Origin of the sequence: Psychromonas antarctica, from assembly GCF_022267535.1 — a bacterium.
GTDB classification, from domain to species: Bacteria; Pseudomonadota; Gammaproteobacteria; order Enterobacterales; family Psychromonadaceae; genus Psychromonas; species Psychromonas antarctica.
Map to the genome: position 1 here is coordinate 1 of NZ_JAHNZV010000020.1, position 18,228 is coordinate 18,228.

Annotated in this window: 15 protein-coding genes and 1 pseudogene; 9 read left to right on the top strand and 7 right to left on the bottom strand. The window is 39.5% G+C overall.

Annotated elements, in window-relative coordinates; all coding sequences use genetic code 11:
* The coding region (locus KSO91_RS07255) for a hypothetical protein (protein ID WP_238742294.1) at nt 1-748 on the bottom strand (748 nt) is incomplete at its 3' end.
* Nucleotides 749-1,055: 307 nt separating this feature from the next.
* Between KSO91_RS07255 and KSO91_RS07260 the strand changes: the two genes are divergently transcribed.
* The 5 genes and pseudogenes from KSO91_RS07260 to KSO91_RS07280 all read left to right on the top strand — a co-directional run bounded on the left by KSO91_RS07260 (nt 1,056) and on the right by KSO91_RS07280 (nt 8,241).
* Nucleotides 1,056-1,709: a hypothetical protein gene (locus KSO91_RS07260; RefSeq protein ID WP_238742295.1), complete on the top strand. Its 654-nt coding sequence runs from the start codon at nt 1,056-1,058 to the stop codon at nt 1,707-1,709.
* Nucleotides 1,710-2,157: 448 nt separating this feature from the next.
* Nucleotides 2,158-2,250 (top strand): annotated as a pseudogene (locus KSO91_RS07265) (integrase arm-type DNA-binding domain-containing protein); the annotation flags it as partial.
* A gap of 815 nt (nt 2,251-3,065) precedes the next feature.
* Entirely contained in the window at nt 3,066-3,908 is an 843-nt protein-coding gene (locus tag KSO91_RS07270; protein WP_238742296.1) for an ion transporter, read from the top strand.
* Between the two features lie 195 nt (nt 3,909-4,103).
* On the top strand, nt 4,104-5,357 hold the full coding sequence (locus KSO91_RS17760; RefSeq protein WP_238742297.1) for a sensor domain-containing diguanylate cyclase: 1,254 nt from the start codon (nt 4,104-4,106) through the stop codon (nt 5,355-5,357).
* A 1,093-nt stretch (nt 5,358-6,450) separates the two neighbouring features.
* On the top strand, nt 6,451-8,241 hold the full coding sequence (locus tag KSO91_RS07280) for an aminopeptidase P family protein (RefSeq protein WP_238742298.1): 1,791 nt from the start codon (nt 6,451-6,453) through the stop codon (nt 8,239-8,241).
* Between the two features lie 60 nt (nt 8,242-8,301).
* Here KSO91_RS07280 and KSO91_RS07285 read toward each other — a convergent pair whose 3' ends face one another.
* The gene (locus KSO91_RS07285) at nt 8,302-8,931 is read right to left on the bottom strand and encodes an alpha-ketoglutarate-dependent dioxygenase AlkB family protein (RefSeq protein ID WP_238742299.1); all 630 of its coding nucleotides are present in this window, start codon (nt 8,929-8,931) and stop codon (nt 8,302-8,304) included.
* A 199-nt stretch (nt 8,932-9,130) separates the two neighbouring features.
* Here KSO91_RS07285 and KSO91_RS07290 point away from each other — a divergent pair, with 199 nt between their 5' ends.
* Nucleotides 9,131-9,319 carry a DUF6435 family protein gene (locus tag KSO91_RS07290; protein ID WP_238742300.1) on the top strand — a complete coding sequence of 63 codons (189 nt, stop codon included), beginning with the start codon at nt 9,131-9,133 and terminating at the stop codon, nt 9,317-9,319.
* Nucleotides 9,320-9,354: 35 nt separating this feature from the next.
* Here the strand turns inward: KSO91_RS07290 and KSO91_RS07295 are convergent, their stop codons facing one another.
* From KSO91_RS07295 to KSO91_RS07310, 4 genes are all read right to left on the bottom strand, one after another.
* Nucleotides 9,355-9,687 carry a rhodanese-like domain-containing protein gene (locus KSO91_RS07295; protein WP_238742301.1) on the bottom strand — a complete coding sequence of 111 codons (333 nt, stop codon included), beginning with the start codon at nt 9,685-9,687 and terminating at the stop codon, nt 9,355-9,357.
* 417 nt (nt 9,688-10,104) lie between these two features.
* Nucleotides 10,105-10,887, bottom strand: a complete 783-nt coding sequence (locus KSO91_RS07300; RefSeq protein WP_238742302.1) for an avidin/streptavidin family protein — start codon at nt 10,885-10,887, stop codon at nt 10,105-10,107.
* Nucleotides 10,888-10,901: 14 nt separating this feature from the next.
* Complete coding sequence (locus KSO91_RS07305; protein ID WP_238742303.1) at nt 10,902-12,074, bottom strand: pepsin-like aspartic protease; 1,173 nt, start codon at nt 12,072-12,074, stop codon at nt 10,902-10,904.
* Nucleotides 12,075-12,106: 32 nt separating this feature from the next.
* Nucleotides 12,107-13,093 carry a sensor domain-containing diguanylate cyclase gene (locus KSO91_RS07310; RefSeq protein WP_238742304.1) on the bottom strand — a complete coding sequence of 329 codons (987 nt, stop codon included), beginning with the start codon at nt 13,091-13,093 and terminating at the stop codon, nt 12,107-12,109.
* Between the two features lie 121 nt (nt 13,094-13,214).
* On the opposite strand from KSO91_RS07310, the gene KSO91_RS17620 reads away from it, so the two are divergent.
* Nucleotides 13,215-13,346: a hypothetical protein gene (locus KSO91_RS17620; RefSeq protein ID WP_275113933.1), complete on the top strand. Its 132-nt coding sequence runs from the start codon at nt 13,215-13,217 to the stop codon at nt 13,344-13,346.
* A 690-nt stretch (nt 13,347-14,036) separates the two neighbouring features.
* Complete coding sequence (locus KSO91_RS07315; RefSeq protein ID WP_238742305.1) at nt 14,037-15,518, top strand: trypsin-like serine protease; 1,482 nt, start codon at nt 14,037-14,039, stop codon at nt 15,516-15,518.
* Between the two features lie 82 nt (nt 15,519-15,600).
* Here the strand turns inward: KSO91_RS07315 and KSO91_RS07320 are convergent, their stop codons facing one another.
* Entirely contained in the window at nt 15,601-17,220 is a 1,620-nt protein-coding gene (locus tag KSO91_RS07320) for a hypothetical protein (RefSeq protein ID WP_238742306.1), read from the bottom strand.
* A 183-nt stretch (nt 17,221-17,403) separates the two neighbouring features.
* Between KSO91_RS07320 and KSO91_RS07325 the strand changes: the two genes are divergently transcribed.
* On the top strand, nt 17,404-18,144 hold the full coding sequence (locus KSO91_RS07325) for a hypothetical protein (RefSeq protein WP_238742307.1): 741 nt from the start codon (nt 17,404-17,406) through the stop codon (nt 18,142-18,144).
* Nucleotides 18,145-18,228: the final 84 nt, after the last annotated feature.

An 18,228-nucleotide genomic window follows, 5' to 3' on the forward strand; every position in this document is an offset into this window, starting at 1 on the left:
AATTAACATCGTAAGCCACTCGTAAATTATCAACAACAAACTCTGCAATCCATTTTACATTGCTGTCATAGTAATTTTTATTAGTAGTAACTATTAAAGTTGAAATGACAATTAACCTGCATTTAGGAGAAACATTACTGTACTCGTGCAAACTTAAATTTAATGAATAGTAGCCTTTGCATACCCCAAACAAGTGAGAACTTGAAATACCAGGCACAACGTAGTTTATGTATCCTAATTGGGATAATTTTGCCAATTGGGATTTAAGTCTATCATCAGTCATTCCCGTTAATTTTTTTAGCTGGTTATGGCTTAACCCTTTCACTATACCCAACTGTTCTGAATGCGCTAATAACGTAATTAATAATAATCGATTCGATACCCTCAAGCCCTTGTATTTATTTTTATCCTTACAGGAAAGTAAATCTTGAATTAAATCGCTATGCATACAATCACTACGACTAATTTTATTTAAAAAATCAGAGTGAAATTTCTCTGAGAACATAAACCATTTTGAGGATTTCTCTGAGCGTTTTGGGCGCGGGCATTCAGTTAAATAGTTATTGTAAGTAAGGTACTTTAAGGCAGCTCTGACAACATGGTCAGAGACGCCATGCTGCTCCGAAAGGCATTTATAATTCCAAACTATTTCTCTGTTTTTATCATGCGTAATTAATAAATAAACAAGAAAGAATTTACCTTCTGCATTTAATCCTGGGAAGTAACTAAGCACTATATTTAAGTTCATAAACCCATACCAATAATGAAAGATAAAGCGATTATACCACCACAAGGCTAGAACAGACAGGGGGTTTTTATCAAAAAGGAATTACTAAGTAACGGCACAAAGTAACGATACAAAGTAACGATACAAAGTAACAGTACAAAGTAACAATACTAAGTAACAATACTAAGTAACGACATTGAAAAGTGCGTGCAGTTTCGTTGACATTGCTGACTAATTATTGCAATGTAATCATTTTACTAATTTTCAAATAGTTGAATACCGGATACAAATCAAATTAAATAATTGAATCTTGAGTGAGGAATTAGTCATGTCAAAAACTGATTGGATAGATAAAAACAATAGTGCGCAATGTAAATGGGCATTAAACTATTTACTGAAAATTAATAATAACCCTACGAAAATTCATCTCGCTATTGAACCTAATGCAACATCTTATAATCTCGTCCTTACAGCACTATCCCACGCCCCTAACTCGCTCGAGACGAAAGAGTTAAGAAGATTAATGATGGGTGCTTGGAGAAGAAGAAAAAATGCGCTTAGTGATAATAAAATAGAACGCAGTTACAACCTCAATATTTCGGCAATCAATAAACTAGAAAAGTTAGCCAAAAAACAGAAAATGCCCCTCAATAAAACGGTTGAATTATTAATTAATCGTGGCTTTGATTTTGAAGAAGAAGCCAAAAGAGACGCAAAAATAGAAAGAGAAAGACAGAAAGAGCTGCGGAATCAAAAATCGCATACGGACAGGCGTACGCAAGAAGCAAAAGAATTAAGAGCAGTTGAAAGGACATTAGCGGAAGTACAACGCTCTTTTGAAGAGCTAGAGAAAAAATATAATGATCAATTGCAACTACTACATGGGTATACGATAAAACTACAGGATGCTGAAATTTTCGATAAACCAATGACCAAAGAACAAAAAAAACGTAGAGATCAAAAAATACAAGAAAAGCAATAATCACTCACAGGGTAATCTTGTTTTAATTATTCTATTTTTTTGGCTAGATTTTCTATTACTTTTAAATATTTCCTACATTAAAGAACCACAGAATCAACTCAAGCCAAGATAACACCATGATACAAATCATCGAAAATAAAATCAGAAAATTTAATGCGTATTTGAGGTAAAAAGCCAGTGACTTTTCTTTATGTACCAACAAATATACCAGGGTAATCAAATATAAAAAATTATGCGTTTAAATACAACACATTAAACCAACGGTTCAAGTCAGGGAGGGCCACCACTTTAAACATTAAAGACGCTTTTTAGCGTCTTTTTTGTTTTCTAAAGCCCCATAAACACTGGGCTTAGCTTCCAACTAGGTTTTATAAGGGTTTGTAATATCGAGAACTTTTAGCTACATTGATAGTTACATTAATAAAATGTAACTATCAATGGTGTTACTATGGCTAGAATGACCAAACCTTTGAACAATACAGAAATCAAACAAGCAAAAGAGAAAGAATATAGCCTTGCTGATGGTGGAGGTCTAATGCTTGGGAGGTAATGAAAATCTTCATATATCCAATACACAATTAGTCGCTCGCGGTTCTAGAAACACACCCAATTTAAAGTCGCTCTAATTCAAAACCGTTAGTCAATATCCCCCCTCCTCCCTTTAATCAGCGACAAGTCGACGGATGTAACAGGAAGTTATTTAATAAGTAGAAATACGATTAAAAACAGATCAACCGCCGCGCGCGCCATAAGATTCAATCCGTAGATCATAGACTGACATGACACTTCATATTCAGAGCGCTAATTCTGGGGTGGTGTTACCTGATGGAGGTTAGCTAGGTCGTCATATTGACCTAGCCAACTGAGATTTGTGGATTAGAAGTTGAGACCGGCTGAGGTTTTTAGCTGAAATATTTAGAAATCAATTCTTCATAATATTTACTAGCGAATAACTGGCAAGAGTACTGTCACTTAGTCCTCGTAATTTCAATAATTTGAGGTGGCGCGCATAGAGTGTATTAAAATGACTTTGTGCGTTTGTTTCCATAGTAGACTCCAAGTTCAAGCGCTCAATATTGAGCATGCTGAGAGATTAGTTGAAAAGCGGGTTTGTTTTTTCTGCCGCAGAGCGCCTTCGTTCAGCAAAGCACTTGAACGCATAACGGCTGTGACCATTTACAGCGTCAGGCTCTGCTAATGAGGCATAAAATATTCTATGAAAATCTACAATAAATGGCCACGTTGCTGCACTTCAATGCTTTACTCCTGGCACTGTTGTTTTAGCGTTAAAAATGCAAGAATTTTTTCAATTAGGTCGATCCCCTTATTTCACCTAATAGCGACAGGAGTTAGCTTATGAAAAAGCGGGAAGATGTTATCTCTGAGACGGCGCCTATGAAGGCCCATTGGCGAACAGTTCTACATGAGGTGATTTTCGAAGCCGATACCCCATTAGGAAAAGGATTCGATATATTACTCATCGGCAGCATTTTGGTGAGTGTTATAGCGGTGATGCTCGACAGTATCCTTGCTGTGCGGTCACATTTCGGCAGCTTGCTCTATGGGATAGAGTGGCTATTTACGATTATCTTCACTGTCGAATATCTTCTTCGACTGGTGTGCGTCGGCAAGCCGCTCAAATACGCCATTAGTTTTTATGGAATAGTCGATTTGCTGGCGATTATCCCGACTTACGTTAGTCTATTCTTGCCGGGAAGCCAGTATCTGTTGATCATCCGAATTTTACGAATACTCCGCATCTTTCGTATCCTGAAGCTAGCGCCATACCTTGGCGAGTCGCGACTGCTTATGAAGGCGCTGCGAGCGAGTAGCCGCAAGATTACCGTCTTTATCTACACGGTAATGACTCTGGTGGTTATATTCGGCTCACTGATGTATGTCATCGAGGGAGGGGACAATGGCTTTACTAGCATTCCGCGCAGCATCTACTGGGCAATTGTTACTCTGACTACGGTCGGATATGGCGATATTTCGCCTCAAACCGTGCTCGGGCAGACGGTTGCGTCGATGGTGATGATTACCGGCTATGCGATCATCGCCGTGCCGACTGGTATTGTTACCGTGGAAATGACGCGCGCATTCGGTCGTAAGGTTTCCACCCAAGCCTGTCCAGAGTGCAGTGCTGAAGGTCACGATAGCGATGCCCGCTACTGCAAATTCTGTGGTGCCACGTTGTAATGATGAATCTGGCAAAGAACGGTTGGAATAATTAACTCCTTGTGTTGAATATCAAAGAGTTAATATCTTTTTGAGATGGTTTTTACCGTGTATCTGGTTGGTGATGTTGGTTGCAATTTCTGAAAAAATCAAAGCAGATAGGGTTAGCATGCGTTAATGTATCTGATCTAATGCCCATTATGGAGAAGGTAATACGTGTCTAGCCATTCTGAACAATTACTTATTGAATCTCATTATGCGGTGGTAATCCACCAGGACTTTAAGCCGCTCTATGCTGATGACAACTATGCCAGATTCTTTGGTTATCAGAGCGCTGAAGATATCCTATCTCTTACTAGCTTATTGCAACTAATAGCACCGCATGAGCATCGAGATGCGATACTTTTGTACAATGAGATTATGTCAGGAAAGCAAAAACCAGGTATTCGTACATTCAAAAATGTTAATAAAGAGGGTAATGAATTAGCCGTATTAGCGATTGATAGCATTGTTGATTGGCAGGGGCAGCAAGCAATGCAGGTAATAATCGTTGATTTAAGTTATCAATTTGAAATGCAACGTAACCTGAAACTAAGTGAAGAGCGTTACCGTGTGTTGGTCGATGGCTCAATTCAAGGTATTCTTGTCCATGAAAATTTTAATCCGTTGTTTTGTAATCTGGCATATGCGCAGATGTTTGGGTTTGAGGATGAACAAGCCTTGATGGATAGTAACTCAATTCTCCCGTTAATCTCTTCAGAATATCACCATCAAGCGCATCAAGACAATCATGCGTTACTTGTTGGAGAGAAGCGGGTAATTAAAACCGAAATCAAAGGAATACGTGCTGATGGCTCAACAGTATGGTTAAGCTTATTATCAAGAACAGTGCTATGGAATGGTGAGCAAGCCGTTCAGGTCACAGTGATGGATATTACTGAGCAGCAGTTGCTACGTGAACGGCTTGAGCAACGCGCTAACTATGATGTATTAACAAACCTTCTCACTCGTCGTGCATTCAATGAATTACTGCAAAAAGAGTTTGCCTATTGCCAACTACATTCAAATTCTTTGTGCTGTGTTCTGATAGATATAGACAATTTTAAATATATCAATGATCAAAACGGTCATCATAGCGGTGACGAAGTACTTCAGTTATTTGCCTCTACTTGTAAAATGAGCCTCAGGAAAAGTGACTTTATTGGTCGTTGGGGAGGTGATGAGTTTGTGCTGGTATTACCTAATACCGATCTTGAGCAGGCAATACTCATAGCCGAACGTCTTTGTAATGACATAACTAAACTTAGAGTAACTACAGAGAGTGGGGCTCTGAGTTTTTCAGTCAGTATGGGGGTGTCGGCATTATCGGAGCACATATCCAGCGTCGATATATTGTTATCTGAGGCCGATAAAGCATTATATAAAGCAAAAAACCAAGGAAAAAGTCGTGTCGCTATTGCATCAGAATAAACTTAGATATTTGTAGTACTTTTGTGAAAATGTACTTAACCTTGAAAAGGTGATCGCGAAGAAGGTGACAAGTAGAGATTACAATATTTATAAAAGTTAATTGGGTGTAGTTCCTTTGAATCGACGCTAGTCCCTTGCAATTAGTTGGATAATCGCTATTTCATGTTATAAAAACGCGAATTTTTGTAATGATATGCACTCCATTAATGGGACAATTAATACTTTCCGCTCCAAAACACAAAATACGGGGCGTGGACTTTAGTCCACCTAATAAAGAATTAAAGTAAGCGGGCTGAAGCCCGCGCCCCAAAAAATAAGCCTGTGCCAGCATGGTTGCGCAATTTTTTCTGTGCGTTTATTCAACACGTTCCGTCGATTCAAAAGAACGACACCCAAGTTAATTTAACTTCCAACAGATTCTAGATCGCTAGGTCAATAGCAACATATGGACCTAGCAAATTTTCATCAGCTATCACCACGCCTACCCTCTCAACTTTTACATTAAACAGATTTTCCTGTCGTTGTCGTCGGGCCCGCCCTCTGCTTGTCTTTGACTCTGAATTTAAGCTGTTTTTGGCAATTTCCCGAGGCTGACGACAGTCACTAGATACATAACCTCAGCACGGGTTAAGCAAAACGATACAATACCTTTATTTACGCGGATTTCAGCGTTAAATCATCTACCAATAACCAGTTATTACTACAATGATTCGCCTTGAACTACGCAAAACTAACGATACTGTATATTGTAAAATTTTAACTAATTGATATTTATGTCAATTACGTTTCCATTATCCCGAGTTGAGGTTACATAATTAAAAGTAGGCATAAAGAATCTGCTTTGGCTATCTAAATTACTTTTTGGAGTCCTCAACTTGCGTCTATAAACGTAATAACGCTTTTCTCTTTTAACGCTGTTGATGAAGCAAAGCGAAACCAAATTTCGCAATCTGATAAAGTGTGTAAAGCGTCTTTAATGATTTTTATTTTTACCTGAGTTAAATGCATAGGCATGTTATATTTTATAAATATTCAATAAGAGCAAAGTTACATTTTCAGCCTCTTTGCTCGGCAGACTAATTCGGACACAACAATGACGCAAACAATCGAACAAAAACTAACCGCTATTCGCCAATATATGGAAAACCAAAATTTAGACGCCTTTATTGTCCCCCGCGCCGATGAATATCTGGGTGAATATGTTCCCGAACATAATCAACGTCTTCTGTGGTGTAGCGATTTTACTGGCTCTGCTGGCACCGTTATTATTTTAAAAGATCGCGCTGCTATTTTTACCGATGGCCGTTATACCATCCAAGTTAAACAGCAGGTTAATGCTACATTATTTGAATTTCACCATCTTATTGATACCCCACATATGGCCTGGTTAAGTAAGCAACTTCCTAGTCATGCAAATGTTGGTTTTGATGCCAAGGTACATAACTTAAATTGGTATAAAAGTAGTATTAAAGTGCTTTCGGAGATGCAGATAAATCTTATTGCTGTAGCGCAAAACCCAGTAGACCTCAGTTGGCTCGATCGCCCACAACCCACTCAAAATAAGGGATTATTACTAGCACAAAGTTATACTGGTCTTTCAAGCTTAGAAAAACGCCAAAAAATTGGAGCTGATATTGCAAAACAAGGTGCTGATGCAGCGATCATCAGTGCGCTCGATTCCATTGCATGGTTATTGAATATTCGTGGTAAAGATATTCACTGTTTTTGCGTCATTCTAGGTAGCGCTATATTAATGAAAGATGGCTCGATGACCTTCTTTACTGATCCCGCTAAAATCCCTGCGGGTTTTGATGCGCATGTTGGTGAAGGCGTGACAGTAGTCGCTGAATCAGCAGCAATGGCAACTTATCAATCACTGGGAAAACAGGGTTTAAAAGTACTTGCGGATCCAGAGACATCGAACGCATTCTGTCAATTAACGGCAGAAGCTGCTGGTGCGACACTTATTCCTGGCATCGATCCAGTGGCCACCCCAAAAGCGTGTAAAAACAACACTGAATTAACCGGCATGCAGCAAGCGCACATTCGTGATGGCGCATCAGAAGTTCGTTTTCTTTGTTGGTTAGAAAATGAAGTTGCACAGGGTAACCTCCATGATGAGGCCTTTTTATCAGATAAATTAACTGATTTCAGAGCAAGCAATGAACACTATGTGGAATTAAGTTTTGATACGATTTCTGCAGCAGGTGCAAATGCGGCAATGTGTCACTACAACCACTTGAATGGCACGCCTGCAAAGCTGCCAATGGACAGTATATATCTCGTTGATTCTGGCGCTCAGTATCTGGATGGCACCACTGATATCACCCGTACAGTCGCCATCGGAACGGCATCCGATGAACAGAAAAAGATGTTCACACTGGTATTAAAAGGTCATATCGCATTAGCACAAATAAAGTTCCCAGAGGGGACGAGCGGTAGTCAACTGGATTCGCTTGCACGTCAATTCTTATGGCAGCATGGCTATGATTATGATCATGGAACAGGACACGGTGTGGGCTGTTTTCTTAATGTACACGAAGGCCCGCAACGTATCGCTAAAAATTCAAATGGTGTGGCATTAGAACGGGGAATGGTCGTATCCAACGAACCCGGTTATTACAAGCAAGGTGAGTATGGGATCCGTTGTGAAAATCTTGTCTACGTCGCAGATAAGGGCCTCGTTAATAATGGTAAAAAATTCTATCAGTTTGAGACATTAACGCTCGTTCCCTTTGATTTACGTCTTATCGAAGGCGCTTTGTTAACCAAAGACGAAGTGAACTGGATCAATCTTTACCATGCGCAAGTTAAGGAGAAAATTTCCCCACTACTAACGGGTGCAGATTTGACTTGGTTAGAACAAGCGACGCAAAGCATCTAATTGGCTTCGGTTTAGCACCTAAAAGAGCGCAATATTGTTGCGCTCTTTTAGGTTCAACTTTTAGAATCCATTGTCTGCATCAATCGTTCTAAAGGTTAAATTAATCCGAGGGGAATCGACCTTCTTAGTCGGCGGTAGTCGGTGTAACCAGTGACTTTGGGTTTCACCTTTCATCACCAATAAACTACCGTGTTGTAAGAATACGGAAAGAGTTTCTTGACAGCGTTTATGTTTAAAAGAAAACTTTCGTTCAGCCCCCAAACTTAAGGATCCAATCGCGCCATTTTTTAGTAAATCCTTTTCTCCATCACTATGCCAAGCCATCCCTTCGTCACCATTGTGGTACAAGTTAAGCAAGCAAGAGTTAAAATAATGGCCGGTTTTGTCTTCTACCCTTTTTTTGAGTTCCAGCAGTTCATTAATCCACGGTAAAGCAACTTTGCTACTGTTTGAATAGGTATAACTAAAGGGCTTATCGCCGTACCAAGCTACTTTGCGTTTAGTGAAAATCTGTTTTCCAAAAATATTAGCTTGATCACTTTGCCATTGGATTTTAGTGAGCAGAGTATCAAAATAACGATTGGCTTGATCAAAAGGGATCAGCACACCATGGTATTCCACCGTGCCATCATAATCGATAACATTAATGGGCGTTTCTTCCGGCTCAGCAAATAAGTCCCTATTTTTCAATCTACTTCCCCTTTCGCTATGAATGAGTCTGTCGCTTTTAATGATAGAGAGCAGATTTTATCGCAAAAGGAAAAACACCCAACCCTTTTTTTATGTATGGCCGCTCTAAAAATATACTTTCCCTAAAAATAATCAGATAAAAGTAAACCGAACTAAAGATTGAAACGTATGTATAGCTATATCTAAAATGGAGTAAATTATGTTTTCAATATTTAAAAAAGATCCAATAAAAAACCTCAATAAACAACTATCTATTAAACTTGAGAAAGCAATGCAGGCACAAAGAAAAGGAGATATAATGGCTTATTCTCAGTTAAGTTTCGAAGCACAAGAAATAGATAAACAGATTGTAGAAATCGAAACACAAAATGCTAAAGACGAATGCTGACGAGTTCTATGTTAGGGCTTTGTAGTGAGTCATTTTTATTTAGTCAGCCCTCTTTGTTTACGAGCTTTTTCAATACTGCCAGCATTGTGTAAATTTTTATAACCCGCCTCTTTTAAGTCCGAGATGGCAAGATCTGATCGACCACCTGTATTATCATATAAATAAATTTCAGTATTTTTATCTGGGTAAATTTTAGCAACTTCTTCGACAATATTCACATATGATATACGCACATCTCCGGCAATATTATCACTTTTATTTTCCATCAAAGTTCGCACATCAATCCAGACTGGAGCAGCAAAAGAGAATGAACTAAATAATGCAACAATAGCCAATGAAGCAACTAAAAAAAGTGCTTTAATTTTCATTATCTAACTCCTTCGATAGTAGAAATATTATATTTTATTGTTTGAATCGAAGCCTTGCATCGTATGAACAATGCAATATACACGCTTGGTTAACGGTAAGCGGTAATTGCTGGCAAGTCTAATATTACTCGACGTAACATATCAAAAATAATAACAACCGTGCCCACTGTAGCACCTGAAGTTATCACTTTCGCAATAGAGACGCCTGACTCGGATATTTTTGATAATAGAAAAGATGGAACAGTCCCCTTTTAAAGCGAGTCGATATGTGAATGAAAACATTAAGTGAGCACCAAAAAATTCGTTTGTTTGTGCGTTCAGGCCACAAAAAGATAGGCCAGTCAGGATGGCGTTAAATAATGAGGGATTGTACAAAACGAAATGATATAGGTGCCAGAAACTTCAACACTCGTGTTATTAGGAATTGTTTTTTTGTAATATTATGCTGTCCATTCTAGTTTGCATAAATCTATCTTGCGCCGATGTCGGTCTAGCCATCCATGAATATAGCGTTAAATGATCACTACCGTAATTTAACATTCCAGAAAGAGAGCATGTTTCTTTCGTTACTGAACAATATCCGCTTAGCGTAATGCCTTGAGCCATATTCACTTGCGCATTAACATCTATAAAACCGAGAAGCTGTACTTCACTTTCTCGCTTTGCCAAGGTCGCTTGAGTCAGACCCGATCTGGCGTCCACTTTACCAATCGTTAATATAATATCGTCGTATAAACTTACCCAGCGTCCTACTATCGGGTAAATATTTGTCGCTGACTGTAATTCGAATAAGCTTTTTTGGGAGAATAAACTATGAGCTTGCTGAGCGTTTTTCACCTTAGTGAAAAGTAATTCATCAATATAATTACTTTTTTGATAACTCTCAAAGGGCACAGAAACAACGATAGAATTGGTTAATATCATCTGACCATCTAGCTGCAGTTGTCCGCACATTGAGCCAACCCAATGGCAACTGTCATCTTTTACTCCGCCTTCAATATTATTCCAGTAAATAGCAATCGCAATGCTCTGTCCAAAATCTTTCGATGGATTGTCAACGGAGCAACTCCCTACTAATAAATACTCACCACTTGATCCTGTCTGTGAAACATATGTCCCAAATATTGTCGAACCTTTAACCATAAGAGACATCTCTGAACCAAACGTATTAAGCCAAGTGCCAGTCAAATTATCATTCATTGTAAGCCCTTAATTTAGTTGCGAAAAATTAATGCGGGGGCAGTCTGTTTCGTCTTGATTATTTGAGGACCAGCATGCTTGTTAAAAATCCAAACACCTTTGGGTTGGATCTTATTATCGGACACCACGTCATACTCATAGACGGTGTAAAGATGGTCCATAAGCACCGAGCCCACCAATAACATGTTGTCTGCACCAGAGAGTCCCTGAAACTGAGATATAATCTGTCCTTTTTTCTCACCTGCTTCGATTTTGCATTTATAGATGTCACTGCTGATCTCAAGCTCGCCATATTCTAATCCAGCGTTATCCAATAAAGTAATGGAAATAAGTGGGTTACCACGTGTGCTTAAATTATATATTTGGGATAACACCGATTCATCACCTTTAAACTGCGACGAGCCGCTATCCAGTGAAAAAAACATGTCCGCACTAATAATTTGACCATCAACACGGATTGACGCGCCTGAAGCACTCCACAAGTAACTTGCCTCTTGTTGATAACATGACCAAGGCAAAAATATATATTCTAGTGAAGATGCATAGGAATGATCCAGGCGGCCAAACCCGATGCGCCCGAGGGAGGTATCATCCGCGGATGGGGTCAAAAAAGTGATGTAGGGATTTCTCTCACTGACTAATCCCATCTGCACAAGCTGTAGAAAAAAGTGGAATTCAGTATCTTGCTCTGCATTAGACTGGTGTAATCGAAAAGGGGTCCCGCTAAGCACTGGCCTATTTAAGCTATTTTGACTACTAGGTAGGCCGATTCCTCCATCCCAGTCTAACGCTTCAAACTGCAAACCTGAGTACTCTTTGGCTAAAAACAGATCCACGAATAGTGCATCACAATGTGTGCTTTGTGAAAGTGATAATTTATCTTTGCCTATTTCAACTTGCATCGTTCCCCATGGACCAAAACTAACAGATTGAGATTCGGTGCTTACCCTCTCTAATGTTGAAGATGCTGATAGGTTGAATTGTGCATCGGCGTAATGCATACAACTATTTTCTGCGCATAAACTAGAGGTCACCCAATTGAAGTTACTACCCGTATCAAAACACATTTTGAGTGTCTGAGCAGGCGTTCCTATACCTAGTTCACAGTACCAAGGAGTCGCACCATTGTTCTGGAACGGCCCTCTTTGAAGGAGGAGTTCAAAACCTGTACTGCTTAATGTCTTCATTAAAATCGTTCCTCATCGTAAATGATGATTGATTAAGCAGATCCGGCATTGCCATCACTCTCTCTTTGGAATGTTCCCCATTTTTCTGAAAATTTATTTTTTTCAATTAGTTCGGAGTGGCAGCTGACTTTATTTCTACCCGTTTTTTTAGAATGATACATTGCAGCATCTGCCCTCGCTAATATACTTTCACCATCACAATCTATTTCAGTGACGAAAGTAACACCAATACTGACAGTGAGATATATGGCGTTATTATCTAATTCAAATTTATTTTTTTCTAGCTTAGATCTTAGTTTTTCGGCAATGATGACTGCATCATCTAGACTGAGATCATTAAGAATAATTGCAAATTCTTCTCCACCAACTCGCCCAAAGTAGTCAGAAACTCTTAATTCTGAATTCAATGAATTTACCGCATGTTTAAGAGCCTCATCACCAAAATAATGGCCAAAAGAGTCATTGATGCGTTTAAATCGGTCTATATCTAACATCAGTAATGCAAATTTTCTACCACATAAATGGTGACTTTTTAAAGATTGGGAAAGTGCATTAGTGAATGAGCGACGATTAGCAATACCGGTCAATTCATCTATCTCAGATAACATCTTTAAACGTTGTTCCAATAGATGCCGCTCGGTAATGTTTTTTGCCATCCAGACAACGGTTCGCTCACCATTTTCTATTAAAGGAAGCGGCTTAATGATCCCCTCAAACCATATTTCTTGAGGAGACGGCACATGTGCAGGTAAGTTAATCATGTCCTGTTTATCAAACTTATAGTGCACAACTTGCGTATTATTAAGTTCCAGAGCTGCCACTATGTACGAGTGGAATTCCTTCGCCATATCAGGAGGCGCGACATCAAAAAGTGAACGGCCAATAAAAGGCTTGCAATCGAATCCCGTTGCATTGTGCTCTCCACCATAGACATCGATATAGAGACCTGACTCAGAGAAAATAAACACATGCTCTGGTAAAGAGTCTAGTACGGTAAAATACCGATTTTTTAAGTCCATCGAACCACCTGACTATATGCATTACCATCAATGATATAAATAAGGAAAACAAATGAATCCATTCACAAAAGCCTAAAAATCCAAACTTTTAATCGAAATTATATATTAATAAAGATCCCAAATGATAACCAAAAATGATCGAGTATTTGTGCGTTCAGACCACAAAAAAATGCAGTTTGTCGCGGTTGAAGCAAATAATGAGGGATTTAATAGAAAGAAAAACATCAACATCGCTTCGCAAGATACTAATTAACCTGAATTCGGGATAACAGAATTCAGGTTAATTATGTTGTTTTATTTTGTCAGCAAAAAATTAAAGAGTAAGCCATAACTGCTAGCTAACAAACAAGAATAGGTGTTGCAAAAATCACCAAAATTGCGGACAAAAAGCATGAGTGTTCAGATCTTTTGCACAGATCTTTTCTTTCCTCAGGATGCAAATTCACAAATCCAGAATAATGTGCTAATAACAGTCTCAAATGTAGATGCAATATATTGTTTGTATAGGCTTTCTATGCATAATGCCATTTATATTAATATGCTTATGCACTTAACTCAGGTAAAAATGGGAAAAGATAAAAACACGTCAAAAAATTGCACCACAGAGTAAAATGAGGAAAACAGAGGAAAACATAATTACCTTATATTTTAGTATGTTAGTTTTTCCTCTGTGTCGCGCGCAGCGCCTCTGTTAATGAATGCGAACCGAAACGCAGTTTCGCAGTCGCATGAAGTGTGCGTGGTAGTGGTTTTAATCTTTTTACAAAAAATAACCTGAGTCATCTACATAAGCATGTATATTAATTAGCACACAATTATTTACCTACCATATGCAGCACCTTGCTTAGATTTATTTTAAATCAATAGCTTGTGGATATTCCTGAAATATTGACTCGTGTACTGGCGATAAATAACAAAAATTATATATACACAAGGAAAAACAATGAATAAAAGTAACTTGTTAAAAAATAGTGTTGTCATTGCGTCACTTGCGCTAGGCGGCATCTCCGCTGCCAGCGCGGTCATAAACGGCATTAACACCCCAGCGGCGCAATATAAAGATTATCTCGTACAGGTCTTTACTGATGCTACTTGTGGGGGGTTATTGATTAACGGCACGCATGTTATTACTGCGCGGCACTGTTTGGATGATGACTTCTACAATCAAGATGTTGTCCCCAGCTCTGTTGGTGATATCGAGATTTTTCAGTCTCTTTGGCACCAAAATCCTGAATATTTAGGGCATCATTTTAAAGCCTTGGACGATCAGATGACCGTTAGTTTTGCGGATTACCACCTGTACTTCCCGCTAATGGATGCGCGCCGCAATAAATTTAATTATGTAGGTGATCGCACCCGCCTGCCTCGGTGGGAGCAGGATTTAAACAGTAACGGTATTATTGATGATGATGAAATGGTTTGGGAAACTGATTACGCAACGGTTGTTCAAGTGTTTCTTGACGACCCAGAATCCAGTTTTTCATACACTGGTCAAGGGGAGTTCTTTACAGATATCGTAATTGTTAAATTAAACAATGGGGAGCGCGTGTTAGCGCAGTCCTCTGCCCTCGCACTTTCAGAAGTGATTGATTGGGATCAAGATAAATTACCCCTTGAAGTCGTCCCCGATGGACAAGAGTTAGTTTTTAATGGGTGGGGAATAAGCGTAGAGGGGGAAACACAAGTATCTGATCGCCTAAAGCAAATGACCATCAAGTACGACACGGCTGTTGCAGATGTATTTAAAATAGACGCGTTGGGCTGGTTGATTATTAACGAATCCCGATTATTTACTATTAACAAAAGCGAGGCAGGCAACTACATTGAGGGCGGCGATAGTGGTTCCCCTCTCGCATACGGGCATAGATCAATCGGCTTGGTTTCACGAGGCAACTCTTCTAGTGGCGATTTCGCTTCATTCACTGGCTTATTGCCGTTTATGGCCTCCAAAATCAATGCGCTGAATACTGTGACGTACTTGAAAGATGAAAGTGGCGCTGCTTATTGGGAGTTTCCCGTTCAAAACTTAACGATGAATGAAACGGCGTTAACTATGCGCGTTGATGGTGATGAAAGCGAGTTTTCACTTGATGCGTCCGATTGTGGCAGTGTGCTTAAATTAGGGGAATATTGTGTGGTTAAAATCCAAGCAAACACCACCGATAGTACATTAACCCGCGCTGATTTGTATATCGAGTATGGTGCGGGTTTACAACGAGTTATCCCGATGACGCTAAATGCTACGCCAGAAGCGGTAAACCCGTATTGGTTTGATATAGAGAACGGCAACTACCCGTATGAGCCAGAGGTGAGTGAGCCTGATGTAACGGGGCCTGATACTGCGGGAAGTGGCGGTGGTGGTAGTATGGGGATTTGGAGCGTAGTATTGTTGATGCTGGCGGGTGTAAAAAGATTAACAGTATAATCGTGTAATAACGTAATAATAGTAAAACTAAAAACGGCCCTAAATCAGGGCCGTTTTGCTTGGTAAGACTTCAAAATAGACTTTACTGTCTAAATGTTACCCGCTTACCTGCGCCATCTTTCACCCAAAAAGAGCTTTGCCCCCTTGTTGAATACCGGGCATATGCAGCAACTGAGCCGTTAAATTCTTTATATCCTGCTTGACAACCTCCCGTGTTGTTTGGGGCGTGGCAGTGCCACTCACACGTCAAATATTTCTCTACCATGGCGCCTGTTTTTAATAACGGAAATTTTGTCCTGTCGCTCACTGCACAGGCCATTGTTCCAGTGCTAACTTGCTCACTCGCTTCTTGTCCATTCACGGTTGAAGTGAACTCATACATACTCCAATTGCCCGCTGGCTTGTAAAAAGCCCCCGAACTGCCCACAGTCACCGTTGCAGAAGTTGGTCCGGCAGGCTCCGCTGCTTTCTTCTCTAACACCGCAATGCGGAGGCTATGCTTATTAACTTCGGTTTGTGTATCATTGGCCTTCGCGTAAACCTTGTCGGTATATTGACGCGCTGACTCGATGTCTTTTTCATTAGTGGAAATTTTACTCGCGTTATTACCAATGTTTATTTCACTTACATTGATACGCGTTAAATTGGTCGATATATCTTTTTTGTTGGTTGAAATATCGGTTTTATTAGCGGCAATGTCTATTTTATTGACGTCAATATCTGTTTTGTTTTGGGCTATTTTTGCAATGTTTGCATTAATCTTTGCAGTATTACCGTTCACTGCTGTTTGTAAGCTAGCAATTTTAACCGCATTAGCATACGTATCGGCACGCACCACGCTAATAGCGTCTAACGCATTGGCGTGGTTCGTGGCGATGATTTTGCTTAACTCAATGTCTTTTTGCTTGAGTAAATCAATAGACGATGAATTTGCCTTACCTTGTGCTGTATTGCTGCTGATTAGTGCTTTCTGTACACCCAGCTCTTTACTGTGCGCACTCAATGTTGCAGTGTGAGTACTTAAGGTCGCAGAGTGCGTCGCAAGTAGGTCAGTATTCGCTTTTGTCGCAAGCTCGGTCGCATCTAAACGATTTTCATGCAATGCAATCGCGGTCGCATTGGCATTTGTCTTGTTGGTATTTGTAAGGATATTATTTTTATTGGTGGTCATGCCCGCCGTATTAGATGCGATGTTGCCGGTATTCCCTGCCACAACTGTTTTCAATTTAGCGGCTTCGACTGCGTTATCATAAGCCGATGCGCGAACAACATTAACCGAATCCAATAGGTTTGCATTCACCGTTTCTACGCGCTTACTGATATCAATATCTTTTAATTTCAATAATTCAATGGCTTTTGAATTATCTTTACCAACAACCGCATTGCCATTAATAAGGCTCTTTTGTGCCGTTAATTCTGTACTGTGAGTATTTAACGTTGTGTTGTGCGCGTCTAAAGTGGTGGCTTGTGTTGTAAGTTGATCTTTATTTCCTTTTGTTGCCAACTCTGTAGCATCGAGTCTATTTTCATTTACAGCAATTGCGGCGGCATTGGTCGCTGACGCGGTGTTTAGCGTATCTAGATTTGCGCCTGCCGTTGTTTGGATCACGCCACCGAGAACCGAGTTTGCGGTTACGTTTTTAGCGTAAACGTTCTGAATATCTTTGATATCAAAGTTATTCATCTCGATGCTAGTTTGCATCTTGTTTAGACCGCTTCCGGTTGTATCTTTGACTTCTAAACGATAATTATTTGCAGACTTAACCCCGGTTACATTACCAGTGATACGATAGTTTTATATTTACATAGCTAAATTTATTGTGCACTATTGCCTGATTATCAAATTTAAAATATTTCTTTGAAATTTTCATAAGCAGGAAAAATAATGAAAAAAAATTTTGTAGCATCACTATTCGTAGTTAGCACGGTAATCGGCTTGTCTGGTTGCCAGACTCTCGACATGAGCAGTCTGAGTTCGGCCAATGGTCTTGTGTATCCACACATTGAAAAAAAAGCGATAAATACCGAAACAGTTAATTATAAACTAGTGCAAGGTAGCAAGCGACAAACTAAAAATAAAGTCTCAATAACCCTAGAGCCTGTGGTTATAGAAGAAGGCGACATTTACCATCGCGTATCTGTTAAACCTCTCTTTACTTTGCTGACAGTAGATGGACAGAAGAACTATGAAGTAACTTATTCACCCGTCGTAAGTCAAGATGAGCGTTTGAGATTTAACTTGAAAGTATCAAACTCTTCATCTCGTGTTCTTCGCCCAAGCGGTGCGGTACTAACATTCGGTGTTGATGGAAGTTCTACAAGTGTGCGCAGCGACAACTATCAAGAACTATTAAATATGATGATAGTACCTAATTCAAATACTGAAATCGTTGTTGCAGGACCAAAGTTATCCGAACTTAAAAAAGACAAGGGGGTAATGGCGATCGATCTTTATGAGGTTAAAGTAGGTGATAAGTTATCAAACTATAGCTGGATTTTAGAGTATGAGAAAAAAGGGGCAACCTTAAATACTATTATCAAAAAAGAAAAAATCACGGTAACTAATGATGAAGCGCGAAGTCTGCACGGCAAGTTAGTTGTATTAGATAATATAGCAGGCCAATAAACTACAGCATTGATGTTTTGGTCGTATCTATTTTTGGAAAAACGTCAGTAAGCATCTGTTTGTAAAACATTAAAGCGGGGCCCC